General features: G+C 72.2%; 14 protein-coding genes and 1 riboswitch. Of the genes, 4 read left to right on the top strand and 10 right to left on the bottom strand.

The genetic code is table 11. The annotated features are described in order from the left end of the window. Window positions 1–178: 178 nt before the first annotated feature. On the bottom strand, window positions 179–613 hold the full coding sequence (locus tag ABTX62_RS11480; protein WP_352115948.1) for a GNAT family N-acetyltransferase: 435 nt from the start codon (window positions 611–613) through the stop codon (window positions 179–181). A 360-nt stretch (window positions 614–973) separates the two neighbouring features. Here ABTX62_RS11480 and ABTX62_RS11475 point away from each other — a divergent pair, with 360 nt between their 5' ends. Further along, window positions 974–1,345 carry a hypothetical protein gene (locus ABTX62_RS11475; protein ID WP_352115947.1) on the top strand — a complete coding sequence of 124 codons (372 nt, stop codon included), beginning with the start codon at window positions 974–976 and terminating at the stop codon, window positions 1,343–1,345. A 231-nt stretch (window positions 1,346–1,576) separates the two neighbouring features. Here the strand turns inward: ABTX62_RS11475 and ABTX62_RS11470 are convergent, their stop codons facing one another. Together ABTX62_RS11470 and ABTX62_RS11465 are read right to left on the bottom strand one after the other, a co-directional pair. Then, on the bottom strand, window positions 1,577–3,214 hold the full coding sequence (locus tag ABTX62_RS11470) for a GMC oxidoreductase (protein ID WP_502997938.1): 1,638 nt from the start codon (window positions 3,212–3,214) through the stop codon (window positions 1,577–1,579). Between the two features lie 121 nt (window positions 3,215–3,335). Beyond that, complete coding sequence (locus ABTX62_RS11465; protein WP_352115945.1) at window positions 3,336–4,478, bottom strand: glycosyltransferase family 4 protein; 1,143 nt, start codon at window positions 4,476–4,478, stop codon at window positions 3,336–3,338. Between the two features lie 117 nt (window positions 4,479–4,595). On the opposite strand from ABTX62_RS11465, the gene ABTX62_RS11460 reads away from it, so the two are divergent. Continuing rightward, a complete protein-coding gene (locus tag ABTX62_RS11460) occupies window positions 4,596–5,831 on the top strand; it encodes a glycosyltransferase 87 family protein (RefSeq protein ID WP_352115944.1) in 1,236 nt (411 codons plus the stop codon). 253 nt (window positions 5,832–6,084) lie between these two features. On the opposite strand, the gene ABTX62_RS11455 is transcribed toward ABTX62_RS11460, so the two are convergent. The 5 genes from ABTX62_RS11455 to ABTX62_RS11435 form a co-directional block, all read right to left on the bottom strand. Further along, window positions 6,085–7,269: a hypothetical protein gene (locus ABTX62_RS11455; protein ID WP_352115943.1), complete on the bottom strand. Its 1,185-nt coding sequence runs from the start codon at window positions 7,267–7,269 to the stop codon at window positions 6,085–6,087. 33 nt (window positions 7,270–7,302) lie between these two features. Beyond that, a complete protein-coding gene (locus ABTX62_RS11450) occupies window positions 7,303–8,313 on the bottom strand; it encodes a C40 family peptidase (protein WP_352115942.1) in 1,011 nt (336 codons plus the stop codon). A 233-nt stretch (window positions 8,314–8,546) separates the two neighbouring features. Beyond that, complete coding sequence (locus tag ABTX62_RS11445; protein WP_352115941.1) at window positions 8,547–9,587, bottom strand: C40 family peptidase; 1,041 nt, start codon at window positions 9,585–9,587, stop codon at window positions 8,547–8,549. A 245-nt stretch (window positions 9,588–9,832) separates the two neighbouring features. Next, complete coding sequence (locus ABTX62_RS11440; protein WP_352115940.1) at window positions 9,833–11,182, bottom strand: NYN domain-containing protein; 1,350 nt, start codon at window positions 11,180–11,182, stop codon at window positions 9,833–9,835. A 37-nt stretch (window positions 11,183–11,219) separates the two neighbouring features. After that, window positions 11,220–11,459 (bottom strand): hypothetical protein, encoded by a 240-nt coding sequence (locus tag ABTX62_RS11435; RefSeq protein ID WP_033312729.1) that lies wholly within the window; start codon window positions 11,457–11,459, stop codon window positions 11,220–11,222. A gap of 159 nt (window positions 11,460–11,618) precedes the next feature. On the opposite strand from ABTX62_RS11435, the gene ABTX62_RS11430 reads away from it, so the two are divergent. Together ABTX62_RS11430 and ABTX62_RS11425 are read left to right on the top strand one after the other, a co-directional pair. Then, window positions 11,619–12,371: a rhomboid family intramembrane serine protease gene (locus ABTX62_RS11430; RefSeq protein ID WP_352115939.1), complete on the top strand. Its 753-nt coding sequence runs from the start codon at window positions 11,619–11,621 to the stop codon at window positions 12,369–12,371. After that, window positions 12,368–12,649 carry an Lrp/AsnC family transcriptional regulator gene (locus ABTX62_RS11425; protein ID WP_030848030.1) on the top strand — a complete coding sequence of 94 codons (282 nt, stop codon included), beginning with the start codon at window positions 12,368–12,370 and terminating at the stop codon, window positions 12,647–12,649. Before ABTX62_RS11430 ends, ABTX62_RS11425 begins: the two co-directional genes overlap by 4 nt. Before the next feature lie 89 nt (window positions 12,650–12,738). Here ABTX62_RS11425 and ABTX62_RS11420 read toward each other — a convergent pair whose 3' ends face one another. Continuing rightward, window positions 12,739–14,121 carry an aminotransferase class V-fold PLP-dependent enzyme gene (locus ABTX62_RS11420; protein WP_352115938.1) on the bottom strand — a complete coding sequence of 461 codons (1,383 nt, stop codon included), beginning with the start codon at window positions 14,119–14,121 and terminating at the stop codon, window positions 12,739–12,741. A 153-nt stretch (window positions 14,122–14,274) separates the two neighbouring features. Next, window positions 14,275–14,391: riboswitch (SAM riboswitch) on the bottom strand. A 72-nt stretch (window positions 14,392–14,463) separates the two neighbouring features. Further along, complete coding sequence (trpD, locus tag ABTX62_RS11415) at window positions 14,464–15,528, bottom strand: anthranilate phosphoribosyltransferase (RefSeq protein ID WP_352115937.1); 1,065 nt, start codon at window positions 15,526–15,528, stop codon at window positions 14,464–14,466. Window positions 15,529–15,649 lie beyond the last annotated feature (121 nt).

Here is a 15,649-nt window from a genome sequence, read left to right as displayed (position 1 = left end):
GCAGCCAGGCTCCCAGGAACGGGTTCTGGTACGTCGAGCCCACGAACTGGGTGCTCTCCGTGCCCGCCTTGCGGAGTGCGCCCGCGATCTGTGCGCACCGGCCTCGGCGGCCCCGGGGATCCCGTCCGGACCCGTCGTGCACCACTCAACGAGCGATCACGCCAGGAGAGGCGATGCCTCAGGGGACGGGCTGGCCGGGTGCGTTGCCTGCCTGTGAAGCTCGCCTCTCCATGATATGGCCGGTGGCCGCATAGGCTTCGTTGCCCGCCAGGCGTCCGGTCTTGGTCTCCACGATGACGAACCCCTCACTCAGGTACAGCCCCAGAGCCCGCTCGTTGCCCGCCAGGACCGTGGTCTCCACCCGAGGGCCGCCGTAGGCGATGGCGTGTCGCAGCAGCACGGTACCCACCCCTCGGCCGTAGCACGACGGATCCACGTAGAGCCAGGTGACCTCGTCGTCCGCCAAGGCGACGAAACCCACGACAGCCTCGGGAGAGGTGCCGGGGGTCCCCTCCGCCACCCACACCTGGCCGTCGAACAGCCCCTCGGTGGCGTAGGTGTCGGCCAGGGACAGAAACGCCTCCACGCCGACCGAGCCACGCAGTTCGTCCATGCGTGCGGCGTCGTGGACTCGGGAGATCGCCTGCCAGTCCGTCTGCTCGTAAGCGCGAACCCGCCATCGCCCTGGGCCTTCGTTCCAAGCTTCACCCGCAGCCATGCAGGCATGGTGAGGCGGCGGCGTGACCGGGCGCAACGGGTTTTGAGGCGGGAGACAACCCGTCGGTCCGCTCCGTCGTCCTCCCAGCAGAGAATGGACGCGGGTGCTGCGGTCCGCGGCATCCGCCGGGCAGAAGGGCGTGCCGTACCGGGCACGAGCGAGACCCTTCAAGGGCAGGGAAGAAAACTGATGGCAAGCGGGTCCCGTGTCGGCAGGGCACGTCCGAGAGCGACAGAGGCGGCGTACGCCCTGTTGATGACCGCGGTCGTCACAGAAGTGGTCACCTGGGTCCTGGGCGCGTTCGTCGTCTCCCCCACCGGGCTGGCCGAGCTGCGTGCCGAGAGGGGGACGGGTGGCGCCCTGGCGCAGCTTTCCCTGTCTGCCGGCCTGCTGCTGGTGGTGACCGCCCTCTGGACGATCGGTGCGGTGAAGATACGCGCGGGCAGAAGGTGGGCCCGTGCCGTTCTTCTCGCCGTCGGTATCGCCGGCCTGCTGTTCACCCTCTCCGAGTTCAGCATGAACGGCGTCGGGTGGGAGAGCGCACTCGGGGCTCTGCCCCTGCTGCTGACTGCCACCGCCGTCGTCCTCGCCTACGCGCCCTCGTCCCGGCCCTTCTTCGCCTCGTGAGCGCACGGCCTCCGGGTCCTCACGACGGCGGGAGACGGCGCGCCGGTGACCGGGAGTGCCTGGCTGCGATCGATCAGCTGTGGCCGGACGCACGTCTGCGCCCACGGCCATCGCGCGGGCCGACAGGGTCGCCACGAAGCCGAGCCATAAGGGCGCGGCCCCCCTCTGCCGCTCAACACCCCGCTCCTCACCGCTCGCTGCTGCCCTGGTGCGGTCATGACCGTTCCACGGTCAGAGCACAACGTCCTCCGCCAGGACCCGCGCCATCGTGCGTTCGGCGAGCGCGGTGATGGTCACGAAGGGGTTCACCCCGAGCGACCCGGGCACGAGTGAGCCGTCGGTGACGTAGAGCCTGGGGTAGCCCTTGACCCGCCCGTAGTCGTCCGTCGCCCGGCCCAGCACGCAGCCGCCCAGCGGGTGGTAGGTGAAGTCGTCGGCGAAGACCTTGCTCCTGGAACCGAACAGGTCGTACCGGTAGATCGTCGCGTTGGCCGCGTTGATCCGGTCGAACAGCTTCTTGGCCATGGCGACGGAGACCGCGCTGTGGGCGGCCGTCCAGCCGAGCCGCAGCCGGTTCGAGCCGGTGTCGTAGGAGAAGGACGCCCGCTCCGGGTTCCTGGTGATCGCCAGGTAGAGGCTCACCCAGTGCTCCAGGCCCGTCGGCAGCGGGGCGATCTCCGCGAACACCGGGTTGGCGGTGTTGGCCCAGTCGTCGATGCCCATGACCGGCATGGTCGACTGGTTCGCGCCGACCGTGTCCCACAGGTGGTTGGCCCGGCCCAGCATCACGTTGCCGTTGGTGCCCCAGCCGGCCCCGACACTGGCGTCGAGCGCGGGCAGGGCGCCCGTCTCCCGGGCGTGCAGCAGCAGTTCGGTGGTGCCGAGGCTGCCGCCGCCGAGGAAGAGGTACGTGCAGCCGTACTCCTTGGTCTCGACGACGCGGCCGGTCTCGTCGATCCGGTCGGCGGTCAGGACCCAGGTCCCGTCCGGCGCGCGGCTGACGGCGCGCACCTTCTCCAGGGTGTGGAGGGTGACGTTGCCGGTGCCGAGCGCGGCGGCGAGGTAGGTCTTGTCGAGGCTGCGCTTGCCGTGGTTGTTGCCGTAGATGACCTCGCCGCCGAGCGCCGACTTCGGGGCGGTGCCGGCCGCCTCGCGCCGCATGTGGCCGAAGTCGTAGACGCTCGGCACGAAGGTGGTCCGCAGACCGGTCTTCTCGGCGTGCCTGCGGGAGACACGGGTGAAGCGGTACCACTCCGTCGACTCGAACCAGGCGGGGTCGACGGTGTTCACGCCGAGGGCGGCCCGGGCGCGCGGGAAGTACGTGCCGTACATCTCGTCGGCGTCGACGGTGGGGAACTGCTCGGCGAAGTACGACCGGGGCGGGGTGACCGCCATGCTGCCGTTGACCAGGGAGCCGCCGCCGACGCCGCGGCCGACGTAGACCGACATGTGGTCGAAGTGCACGCGGTCCAGGACGCCCGGGTAGCGGCCGATGTCCCGGTTGACGACGTCCAGCCAGAGGAAGGAGCCGAGGGGGGCCTCGGTGCGGGTGCGGAACCACATGGAGCGGCTGTCGGGCGCGCTGGTGGTGCAGAAGACCTTGCCGTCGGGGCCGGGGGTGTTCCAGAGGCGGCCCATCTCCAGGACGAGAGTGCGGACGCCGGCCTGGGCGAGGCGCAGGGCGGCGACGGCGCCGCCGTAGCCGGAGCCGACGACGATGGCGGGGGCGGCGTCGACCGCGTCGGGCTGGGCGGCTCGGGCGCTCTGGATGCCTATGCGGGTGAAGCCGAGGGTTGCTGCGGTCTGCAGGGCGGCCATGCCGAGGATGTGACGTCTTGTCAGATGACGATGCGTCAGGTTTGATGTCATGGGCGCAGCATCGGCGGATTTTCGGGTTCCGCCTAGTGGGGGGCGGGCTGATTCTTGTGGGCGGGTGCGGGTTGTCCGTGGCTTGTCGCGCAGTTCCCCGCGCCCCTTTGGGCCGACCGCACTACAGCAAGTCTTTGAGGCGCTCCGCCAGCAGGTCCCAGCGCCACTTCTCCTCGACCCACTCCCTGCCCCGCTCGCCCATCCTGCGGCGCAGCCCGGCGTCGCCGAGGAGGGCGGTGATGCGGTCGGCGGCCTCCTCCGGAGAGCCGCCTCTCACCACCCAGCCGGTCTCGCCGTCGAGGACCGCGTCCGGCGCGCCGCCCGAGTCGCCGGCGACGACCGGGAGGCCCGTCGCGGACGCCTCCAGGTAGACGATGCCGAGGCCTTCGACGTCGAGGCCGCCGCGCCGCGTGCGGCAGGGCATCGCGAAGACGTCGCCGGCGCCGTAGTGGGCGGGCAGCTCGGACCAGGGCACGGCGCCGGTGAAGCGCACGGCCGGAAAGACCCCGGTCTCGCGCGCGAGCCGCCGCAGGTCGCTCTCGTAGGGACCGCCACCGACGATCAGCAGGACGGCGTCGGGCTCGGCGGCGAGAATGCGGGGCATGGCCCGGATCAGGGTGTCCTGCCCCTTGCGCCGCACCAGCCGGGAGACGCAGACCACCACCGGCCGGTCCGTCAGCCCCAGCCGGGCCCGCACCTCGTCACCGCCCGACGCGGGGTGGAAGGTCTTCTCGTCGACACCGGGCGGCAGCCACGCCATGCGCGCGGCGGCCTCGGGCCTCAGGGCCGGGGCGATGCGCGAGCGCGTGTACTCGCCGAGGTAGGTGATCGTGTCGGTGGCGTCGCCGATCCGTCGCAGCAGCCGCCGGGCGGCGGGCAGCTGGGCCCAGCCCGCCTCGTGGCCGTGCGTGGTGGCGACCAGGCGCTCGGCGCCCGCGCCCCGCAGCGCCGGGGCCATCAGACCGAGCGGAGCCGCAGCCCCGAACCACACCGAGGTGCAGCCGTGCTCCCGCAGCAGCCCGACGGCCCGGCGGGTGGCACCCGGCGTCGGCAGCAGCATGGTCGTGCGGTCCCGTACGACGGTGAAGGGCTGCTCGGCGTCGAAGGCGCGGGTCGCCTCGACGCCCTCCCCGCTCCGCTTCCAGGTCGAGGCGTAGACGACCAGCCGCTGCGGGTCCAGCCGCAGCGCCATGTTGTGCAGGAACGCCTGGATGCCACCGGGCCGGGGCGGGAAGTCGTTCGTCACGATCAGGGTCTTGCGCACGCCGCCGACCCTACCGAACCGCCCCTCACGGCTTCGCGCCGCGGCACATATGGCACGCTCACAGACGGCGGGCCCATCACGGCCCCCTCGACACGGCGGGCGAACGGGCGGGATCACGTGAAGACGACGCGCTTGAGGCGATCCCTGGCATGGCTGCCGGTGGTCTGGTGTCTCACGAGGCTGTTGCTGCTGCTGTTCGTCCTGAAGGTGTACGTCTTCCCCGGCCCGGACGTGACCAGCGACGTGCATGTGATCTACCAGGGCTGGTACGGCGTCCTGAGCAGCGGAACGTTCCCGCTGCACGACGTCACCTGGCAGTACCCGCCCGCCGCCGCGCTGGCGATCCTCTCCCCCGGCCTGCTGCCCTTCCTGGACTACGCGACCGCCTTCTTCGTGCTGGTCTGCGTCACCGACGCGGCCGTACTGGCCCTGATGACCTGGGCCGGACGCCGCCCGGGCCGCTCGCTGCGCGGCGCGTGGGTGTGGGTGATCGGCGTGCCGCTGCTCGGGCCGACGGTGTACGCCCGCTACGACGTGATGGTCACGGCGGTGGCGATGGCCGCGCTGCTCGCGGGCGCCCGGCACCCGCGGGCGATGGGGGCCCTGGCCGCCTTCGGTGCCCTGCTGAAGGTCTGGCCCGCGATGCTGCTGCTGGCCGCCCGCCGCCGCAGCGCCTGGGGGTCGGCCCTGGTGACGGGCATCGCGGTGATGGGTGTGTTCGCCCTGGCCATGCCGGGTGCGTTCGCGTTCCTGACGTTCCAGCGAGACCGGGGCACCGAGGTGGAGTCGCTGGGCGCGCTGGTCTTCCATGTCGCCCGGCACTTCGGCTGGCAGGGCGAGGTGAAGCTGAACTACGGCTCCATCGAGTTCCTCGGGCCGTATGTGAGCGAGGTGAGCACGGGCGCGCTGTTCCTGACCGGGGCGGCCTTCGGCTGGCTGGTGCTGTGGCGGCTGCTGGCCCGGCGCTTCGAGGAGCACACCCTCGCCGACGCGGCCTTCGTGGCGGTGCTGATGTTCACCACCACCAGCCGGGTGATCAGCCCGCAGTACATGGTGTGGCTGGTCGGGCTGGCGGCGGTGTGCCTGTACCACCCGGGGAGCCGGATGCGGCTGCCGGTCCTCCTGGTGCTGGTGGCGAGCTTCGTGACGGTGCTGGAGTTCCCGTTCTACTTCGGCAGCGTGGTGGCCGGCGACGGCCTCGGCCTGACCCTGCTGTTCCTGCGCAACGGTCTGCTGGTGGCCGCCTCGCTGATCGCGGCCCGGGCCCTGTGGAAGGCGACGGTCCCCGGCACGGCCCGCGCCCCCGTGCCCCCGCAGCCCGCCCGCGCCGGTGAGACGCCCGTCTCCCCCTGAGCCGGCACCCACCGCGACAGCCGTCCGGCCGGGTGACACCGCACACCCGTCGTCGGCGCCCCGGGGCAGCACCGGCCCGGCCGGGCCGTTCATGTGAAGAGTCCGAGCCGGACGGCCGTCCTTCCGGGGACCGGTGACGGACAGCGCAACGGCCGCGTTGCGCCCGGGAGCACCGGTTGAAACGCACGGCCTGCCGACCGATCGCCCGCCGCCCGTGACCGGCCCGCGTGAGACCGCGGGCGGCCGGCTCAGGTCAGCCCAGCTGCTCCCGCAGGGACTCACGCCACTGAGTCGTGAAGGCCTGCGGTGTCGTCCCCAGTACCTCCCGCATGGCGTCCTCCACCGCCCCGGCCCGCTTCTCGTGCGCCCCGACGGCCCGGTAGAACGCGCGCAGCCGGGACTCGCCCCAGCGGTCGGCGATCAGCCGGCACGCCGTCCAGCCGCTCTCGTAGGCGCGGGCCAGACGGCCGGCGTCGCCGGTGAAACCGAAGTCCTCGTCGTCCGGCAGCGCGGCGGGGATCCGGCCCTCGGTCACCGCCCGGGACAGTTCGGGTGCGGCCTCGGCGGGGGTGCGGCCGGCGGCGCGGTAGCCGACCCAGTCGGCGTACCCCTCGGACAGCCACAGAGGTGTGGCGGCGGTGGTGCGGGCACGGGTGGCGACGTGGGTGGTCTCGTGGGTGATGACGACCTGCTCACCCGGCCCGCCGAGGAGCGCGAACGCGTCCGGGTTGACGATGACGCGGTCCGCCGGTGCCTGTCGCCGCGCGCCCGTCTCGCCGGTGGTGACCGCCGCGATCCCGCGGTAGGAGGAGGCGGGCGAGCCGAGCAGCCCCGCCATCCCCTCCAGTGACTTCGGCACGAGCACCACGACCCGTCTGCTCCAGTCCGTGCCCCACGCGTCCGACACGGCGGGCACCGCGCGGTCGGCCAGGTCCGCGAAGTCGCGCAACGACCGTCCGGACTGCCCGACGCCCAGGACGAGGCTGTGCCGTCCCCGGACGAGCTGCACCGTCCCCTGGTCCCAGAGCTGCTGCGCGGCCTTCTTCGCGGGCCGGTCGGTGTCGACGGACCACTGCCCGTCCGCGTCACGGTTCAGCCGCAGGGTGCGCCCGGCGGTCATCGGCGCCGGGTCGTACCCGGCGACGCGGTAGCGCAGCTCGGCCTCGGCGGTGGCCGTGTCACCGCTGCGGCGCAGCCCGGTGACGCGGTACGACCAGGCGGCCACGGGCACCGCGCGCAGCCGGGCGAATTCGGTGCCCCGGCCCGTTTGGTCGTAGGCCCGCTCGTCGCGGTCGAGGACCGCGGCGGCCCGCCGGTCCAGGAGCCGCTGGACCTCGGCCGTGGCACGGTCGGCGACGGGCCGCCCGCCGCACCCGACCAGGGCCACGAGCAGCAGGACGAGCGCCACCACCCCGTATCCCGACCTTCGACCAGCCACGTTCCCGATCGTACGGGCGACGGGCCGCGCGGGTCAGACCCTGGTGACCGACGAGACGGGCATCATCCCGACCGGGTCGTAGCGCACGGGCGCGCCGGGGTAGGGCGCGTGGATGACCTGGCCGTTGCCCATGTACATCCCGACGTGGCTGGCGTCGCCCCGGTAGACGACCAGGTCACCGGGGCGCGCCTCGGACAGCGGGACCTGCCGGCCGGCGTGGCGCTGCGCCTGCGAGGTGCGCGGCAGGGCGACCCCGGCCTGCGCGTACGACCACTGCATCAGGCCCGAACAGTCGAAGCCCGAGGGCCCGTTGGCGCCCCAGACGTAGGGCTTGCCGAGCGCGCTGCGGGCGGCGGCGACGGCGGCGGACCCGCGTCCCGAGGCGGCGGCGCCGTCGAGGCCGGCCATGCCGTCACGGCCGGAGCGGGAGGCGCGGCCGTAGGCGTCGCGCTCGTCGTCGGGCAGGGAGTCGAGCAGCCGCCGGGCCGTGGCGAGTTTCCGCTCGACGGTCTTCTTGTGGGCGGCGACGGCCTTGCGGCTCCTCTCCAGTTCGCGGAGCTTGCCGGCGGCCTCCTCGCGGTCCTGGGCCAGTTCGCGCATGGCGTCCTGGAGCTCCCTCAGTTCACCGGCCTGGTGGGCGGTAAGGCGGTCGAGCCGGGACGCGTGGTCGAGGTAGTCGCCCGGGTCGTCGGAGAGCAGCAGGGCGAGGGAGGGGTCGATGCCACCCGAGCGGTACTGGGCGCCGGCGAGCGAACCGAGGGACTCCCGCAGGGAGTTGATCCGCTGCTGCTGGCGGGCGACGCGGTCCCGGGCGGTGCCGACCTCGGCGCGCAGCTCGTCGGCGCGTTCGTCGGCCGCGTTGTAGGCCTCGGTCGCCTTCTCGGCCTGCTCGTAGAGCCGGTCCACCTTGGCCCGGGTGTCGTCGTACGGTGCGGCGTCGACCGGTACCGCCCCCAGGGTGGCGGCGGCGACGGACAGGAAACCGACGGCGACACTGGCGCCCCGGTCGAACCCGGACGTGGCAAGGCGGCGATGGGACCCCACGGGAAGCCGCTCTCCTTCCGCTGGCGGACTTGGAACGCGGCAGACAGTAGCCCCGTGACAGGGAGCCGCCAACGACCATCCGTGGGTATCCGGCACGACGCCCCGCCGCTGACGCAGGTCAATGGCGGGGCGTGGGCTCACTCGGAGCTGTCGTGATTCGCCCGAACGGCGGACACGGTGTCTTGATCTTCGGGACGCCGGGGAGAGTTCGAGGGCCCCTCGCGGCGCGAGGATCAGACCCGGACGCCGAACATGAACGGGCCGCCGATGGTGTTCATCGACTCGTAGCGGACGACCGTGCCGGTGCGCGGGGCGTGGATGATCTGCCCGTTGCCGGCGTAGAGGCCCACGTGGTGCAGGTCGTTGAAGAAGAAGACCAGGTCGCCGACCTTGAGCTGGCTGACCGAGTAGATCTTGGTGCCGGCCCCGGTCTGGGCCTCGGAGGTGCGCGGAATCTGTACGCCGGCCGAGGCGTAGGCCCGGGAGGTGAGGCCGGAGCAGTCGTAGGAGCTCATGCCGGTGGCGCCGTAGACGTAGGGCTTGCCGAGCTGGCTCTGGGCGAAGGCGAAGGCGGCGGCGGCGCGGCCGGAGCCGGGCGGCACGTCGGCGGTCAGGGCGTCGCGCTCGGCGGTCCGGCTGGCGCGGTTCTGCTCGGCGGCCATTTCGGCCTTCTGGGCGGCGGTGAGGCTGTTGAGCAGCTTCTGCGCGGAGGAGAGCTTGCCCTGGACTTCCGACTTCTTCTTGCCGAGTTCGGTCCGGGTGGAGGCGAGGTCCTTGAGCTTCTCGGAAGCCTCGGCGCGCTCCTGGGCGAGTTCGCGCTGCTTCTCCTGGACCTTCTTCAGCGCCTCGACCTGCTGGCTGCTCAACTGGTCGAGCGTAGAGGCCTTGTCGAGGTAGTCCTCGGGGTTCGCGGAGAGGAACAGCTGGACGGAGGGGTCGATGGAGCCGGTGCGGTACTGCGACGCGGCGGCCAGGCCCAGGCTGTCGCGGAGCTCGTTGAGCTCCTCCTGACCGCGGGCCACGTTGTCCTGGATGGTGGAGATCTCCTTCTGGAGCTTCTCCTGCTTCTCCTTGGCCCCGTTGTACTTCTCGGTGGCCTGCTCCGCCTCTTCGTAGAGCTTGTCGACCTTGGCCTTGACCTCGTCCTTGCTCGGCTTCTCACTGGGGGCCGCGTTGGCGGCCTGCGAGCTGAAGGCGACGGCAGCGGCGGCGGCGGTGGTCAGCACGGTCACACGTGCGCGGCTCGGCTGCTTCGGACGACGGTGGGACGCCACGGGTGAAAAGCTCCTTCTGGCCCCTCCGCCGTCTCTCCCGATGAGTGATCACCCGAGCGGAGGTTCGGCCTGACCCTAGTGACCTTCCTGTGATCAGTTCAAATCCTCAGATGAAAAATCGCGTCACGGTAGGCCAACTTTTCCCCGGGACTCACAGACGGTGAGGCTCACTTGACGCATCGTGGCCCACAGGCACCATCAATTCGGGCATCACGCCCGGACGTTACGCATGGGGCGTACGCCCCCTAGGCCCGCGAAAGGCGCTTGAGGAGCATCGCCGAGGCCACCGGGCGGGCACCGGCCCGGGCGACTCCGTCGGCGACCTCGCGGTCGGTGGACGCCACGATGACCGGGCGGCCCGGCGGTTCGGCCCGCACCAGCTGGCGGATGAGCTCGTCGGCGGTGACGCCCGGCTTCGAGAACAGCACGCGCACCCCGCGCGGCGGGGCCAGCAGTACCGGTGCGGCGAGTTCGGCGCCGTCGAAGACGCAGGTCACCTCCGCGCCGCTCTGCGCGGCCAGCTGGGAGAGCTGTCCGAGCAGCCTGAGACGCTGCTTCTCCAGCGGCATCTGCGGATAACCCGTTTTGGTGACGTTGTAGCCGTCGACGACCAGATGGGCCTGCGGCAGCGCCAGCAGCTGGTCGAGGACCTGCGGGTCGTTCTCGGACAGGGCGCGGGCGGCGATGTCCTTGGGGGTCATCCGGCCCGGCTCGACGGCGTCGACGGTCTCGGCGGGCCGCACCGACACCGGCGGCAGGGCCAGTTCGCGCCGGAGCCCCTGCGTCGCGTCCAGCAGGGTGTCCAGCAGCAGCCGTACCCGCATGTCCTCGACGCTGCGGCCCTCGCGGGCGGCCCGGCGCGCGGCCTCCAGGGCGGCCTCGGTCTCGCCCAGCCGGGACTTCAGCCGCCGGGTCTCGCTCTCGGCGGCGGACACCTGGGCGTGCCCCTCGGCGCGGATGGCCTCGATCTCGCCGTGCGCCTTGCGCAGGGCGGCCTCGCCGCGCTTGACGTCGCTGAGGGCGGCGCGCAGCTTGCGGTGCAGGGAGTCGGCCTCCTTCTTGGCCGATTCCAGCTCCGTGCGCAGCCGCTCGGTCTCGGTCCGGGTGTGATCGCGGGCCCGGTCGAGTTCGGTTCGCAGCCGCTCCAGCTCGGCCCGGCTCTCCTCGTCGGCGCGTTCGGCGTCGGCCCGCTGGGCCTCCTCGCCGGCGGCGGTGACCAGCTTCACCCAGCCGGGCGGCCGCAGTACGTAGGCCGCGGCCGCCACGTCGAGCGGGTCCGCGGCCGGGGGCGGGGAGCCTGAGTCGAGAGCGCCGGTCAGTTCCGGCTGGGCCTCTCTGAGCTTCTCCCCGATGCGCTGCCGGAACAGCGGATCGGTCTCCAGCGCCGCGGCCATCGCGTTGCCGGCGAACTTGGCCCTGCGGTTCGGGGCGAACCTGGCGTACTGCCTCAGCTGGGCGGGCAGCTCGCCCACCGTCAGCGACCCGAAGCCGTCGGAGACGATCTGCACGACCCTGCGGCGCACACCGTCGAGCAGGGGACGGTCGAGCACCTCGGCGGCGCCGTCCCCCGGCCCCCCGCCTGTGGTCTCCACCATCCGTCACACCCCAATGCCTGTGCGGGGCCGCCTCCCGTCAGGAGCCGGCGCCCGGCCTGTCCACGAGTTCCACCTGATCCACCGCGTTGCACCAGCGGCAGCGCACCGACTCGATGGTCTCACTGAGCACCTCGCGCTCCTCGACCTTCGGCTCTCCGGCCAGGTCGAGGTGGACGTACTCGACGACCTTCGCCGAGCGGGTCACGTCGAACCTCGTGAGGTTGCCGCAGAGGGTGCAGCGCCACCGCGTCTCGGCGGTCGGCAGGGGAACCGTCATCGTGACCTGTTCTCTTTCCTTCTAGTGTCCGTGACGCGACCGGCATCCCCGGTGCGTATGGCTCGTAACCCTACGGCCTGGCAGGTCCTCGCCGCCTGCCCGTCCGCGGCGGCGAGGCGGTCCGGGCGGTTGCGTCCGATTGCGTCATGCTTTGTGCTCATGATCCGCAAGTGGAGTGCGCCGATCGTCCGGGCCGGCAGAGCGGCCGGGTGGTCGTCGGCGCCGGTGACGTACGCACTGATCGCCCTGTGCTGTCTGTCCTTCCTGGCCGGACCCGTCTCGGGCCTGAATCCCGCGTACGGCACCGGCGACGAGCTCCTCGCCGTACAGCGGGCCTACTTCCGGCGCTGGGGGGTGATTCCCGCAGAACTGTTCGAAGGGTCCGCGGGGTCGGCCCTCACTCCCGCGACGGCGCTCTTCGTCCACGGCAGCTGGGTGCACCTGCTCGGCAACATGCTCTTCCTCTACGTCTTCGGGGCGATGACCGAGGAACGGATGGGCCGCGTGCAGTTCACCCTGTTCTACGTCGGCTGCGGTTATCTGGCCCTGCTGGGCTACGCCGTCGCCAACGCGCACTCCGAGCAGTCCCTGGTCGGCGCCTCGGGGGCGATCTCGGCGGTCCTCGGCGCGTTCCTGTACCTGTTCCCCCGCGCCCGGGTCACCAGTCTCCTGCCGTTCCTCTTCTTCCTGCCGGTGCGCTTCCCGGCGTGGGTCGTGCTGCCGTTCTGGGCGGCGCTGCAGTGGCTGGCGGCGGGGCGGGCCTCGGACGGGCCGGGGGTGGCCTACCTCGCCCACCTCATCGGGTTCGGTCTGGGCTTCGGCTGTGCGTCCGTCCGCTACGGCCGCCCCACCGGCCCTACTAGAGTGAAGGCCGCCCCTGCTCCGGCCCCCGAGGGAGAGAACCAGCCGTGATCACCGCGATCGTCCTGATCAAGACCAGCGTGGACCGGATCCCCGAGATCGCCGAGTCGATCGCGGCGCTGGACAGCGTCAGCGAGGTCTTCTCCGTCACCGGCACCTACGACCTGATCGCGATGGTCCGGGTGAAGGAGCACGAGGACCTGGCGGAGGTCATCCCGGGCCGGATCAGCAAGATCCCCGGAGTCGAGGGCACCGACACGCACGTGGCGTTCCGCACGTACTCGCAGCACGATCTGGAGGCGGCGTTCTCGATCGGCCTGGACAACTGAGGCCGTCGCGTCCCGCCCGCGCGTGACCTGCTCACGGGCGTCCCCGAGCCCGCCGGGCGGATGATCGCCCCCGGCAGCCGCCCACCGGCTCAGGCGGAGGTGTCCGGCACGCAGCGCCCGTCCTCGGTGCGGTAGCTCCACTGCGCCCCGTCCGTCACGAGTTCCTTCACCGCCCGCACGAACCGCTCCACGTGCTCGTCGGGCGTGCCCGCGCCGAAGCTGACCCGGATGGCGTTGAGCGACTTCTCCCCGGGCGCCGCCTCCGGCGACCCGCACTCCCCCTGCGTCTGCGGGTCGCCGCCGAGCAGCGTGCGCACCAGCGGATGGGCGCAGAACAGCCCGTCCCGCACGCCGATGCCGTACTCGGCCGACAGGGCGGCGGCGAAATGGGAGCTGTTCCAGCCCTCGACGACGAAGGAGAGCACCCCGACCCGCGGCGCGTCGTCCCCGAAGAGGGACAGGAACCGCACCCGGGGAACGTCGGCGAGACCCTCGCGCACCGTGCGGACCAGGTACTGCTCACGGGCCACGAGGGTGTCGAAACCGGCCTCGGTCAGCGCCTTGCAGGCCGAGGCGACGGCGTAGGCGCCGATGACGTTGGGCGAACCGGCCTCGTGGCGGGCGGCGCTGTCGTGCCACTCCACGTCCACTCCCCCGTCCTCTCGCCGGCCGACCTTGCGGCTGGCGCCGCCGCCCGCGAGATACGGCTCGGCCGCGCGCAGCCAGTCGGCCCGCCCGGCCAGGACGCCCGAGCCGAAGGGCGCGTACAGCTTGTGCCCCGAGAAGGCGACCCAGTCGACACCGAGGCCGGCGACGGACACCGGGTGGTGCGGGGCCAGCTGGGCGGCGTCCAGCACGATCCGCGCACCATGGGCGTGCGCCGCCGCGGCGAGTTCCCGTACCGGCCACAGCTCGCCGGTGACGTTCGAGGCGCCGGTGACGCAGACCAGGGCCGGCCCGTGGCCCCCCGCCGTCGACCCGGTCCGGCCGGCCAGGGCGCGCTCCAGGGTCTCGACGGCCTCACGGGGGCCGCGCGGGGCGTCGAGGTACGTCACGCGGGCCTTGCGCCAGGGCAGCAGGGCGGCGTGGTGCTCGGTCTCGAAGACGAAGACCTCGCAGTCGGTGGGGAGCGCGGCGGCGAGGAGGTTGAGGGAGTCGGTGGTGGAGCGGGTGAAGACCACCTGGTCGTCCTCACGGCAGTCGAGGAACTCCGCGACGGCCCGGCGGGCGCTCTCGAACAGGTCGGTCGACAGCTGGGACAGGTACCCGGCCCCGCGGTGCACGCTGCCGTAGTAGGGCGCGTAGGCGGCCACGTCGTCCCAGACCCGCTGGAGCGCCGGAGCGCTGGCGGCGTAGTCGAGCGCGGCGTAGGAGACCTCACCGCCGGTCACGAGCGGGACGGTGACATCCCGTCCCAGAACGGGCAGCGGGGCACAAACGGACTGATCGGCGGCAACGGTGGAGACGGACATGGGTGAACTCCCGTGAAGGCAGGTGGAATCCGCCCGCGAGCACGTACGGCTACACGCGAGCACGTACGGCTACAAGCGGGGGTGCGGGAAAGAGGGGTGCGGAGGCGGGGCTCTGCGGCCCTATCGCATTCGCTGGTTCACGAGAGACTCCTCGTCACGCGCTTGCCACAGACCTCGCTGCCTGCGGCCCGGTCTTCACCCGGGGCACCCCGCCACGGACGGAGGGTTGCCGGACAGTCGGCCGGGGCCTCATGACTGTCACTCATGACCTGCCAGGAACGTACGCGAAATGATCGATGTCCCGCAACCCGAGTCCGGATCGCGGGACACCGTCCGGGTTCCCTACGTATTGCTCGCGGCCACCCAGCGCTCCAGCGTCCGCTTGGCCGCACCGGAGTCGATCGACTCGGCCGCCTTCACCATCGCGGTACGGATCTGCTCGGCCAGGGGCGCGGTGGTGGGCTCCAGGGCCACCAGGGCCGCGGCCGAGTTCAGCACCACCGCGTCCCGCACCGGCCCTGTCTCTCCGTCCAGCAGCCGCCGCGCGACCTCCGCGTTGTAGGAGGCGTCCGCACCGCGCAGGGCCTCCACGGGGACCAGGGGGAGGCCGACGTCCCGGGGGTCGAAGGCCTCCTCGGTGACCTCGCCGTCCCGGACGATCCACACCCGGGACGTGGCCGTGGTGGTGAGCTCGTCGAGGCCGTCGTCACCCCGGAAGACCAGGGACGAGTTGCCGCGCTCGGCGAACACGCCCGCGACGATCGGCGCCATGCGGGGATCCGCCACACCGACGGCCTGGGACCGGACCCGGGCCGGGTTGGTCAGCGGGCCGAGGGCGTTGAACACCGTGCGGATGCCCAACTGGCCGCGGGCCGCTCCCGCGTGCCGCAGCGCCGGGTGGAACTTCACCGCGAAACAGAAGGTGATCCCCGCCTCCTCGGCCACCTCGACGACCCGGTGCAGCGGCAGCTCCAGGTTGACCCCGAGCTTCTCCAGCACGTCGGAGGCCCCGGACGCCGAGGACGCGGCCCGGTTGCCGTGCTTGACGACCTTCGCGCCGGTGCCCGCGACGACGATCGAGGACATCGTGGAGATGTTGACCGTCTTCGCGCCGTCACCGCCGGTGCCGACGATGTCGACCGTCGCCCCGGGCACCTCGATCACGTTGGCGTGCTCGTACATCGTGCGGACCAGGCCGTTGATCTCCTCGACGGTCTCGCCCTTGGCGCGCAGGGCCACGACGAACCCGGCGATCTGCGCCTCGGTCGCCTCGCCGCGCATGATGCGGTCCATCGCCCAGGCGGTGTCGTCGGCGCTCAGGTGCCTGCCGTCCAGCAGGCCGTTCAGCAGCAGGGGCCAGGAGCGGCCCGCCGCGGTGTCGCCTCCAGCGGGGATCACAGCGCTCATAAGCCGCTCCAGGGTCAGGCGTCCCGCAGTGCGGGACGAGAGTCTCAACGAGGTCCACCCTATCCAGCCGCGGGCAGGGCGAAGGGCCCCGTCCGTTGAACCGACGGGGCCCTTCGTGTGG

It is taken from the genome of Streptomyces sp. NPDC096046, assembly GCF_040303285.1.
Lineage (GTDB): Bacteria > Actinomycetota > Actinomycetes > Streptomycetales > Streptomycetaceae > Streptomyces.
The sequence above is the reverse complement of the archived record's forward strand: the minus strand, read 5'-3'. Positions and strand labels throughout refer to the sequence as shown.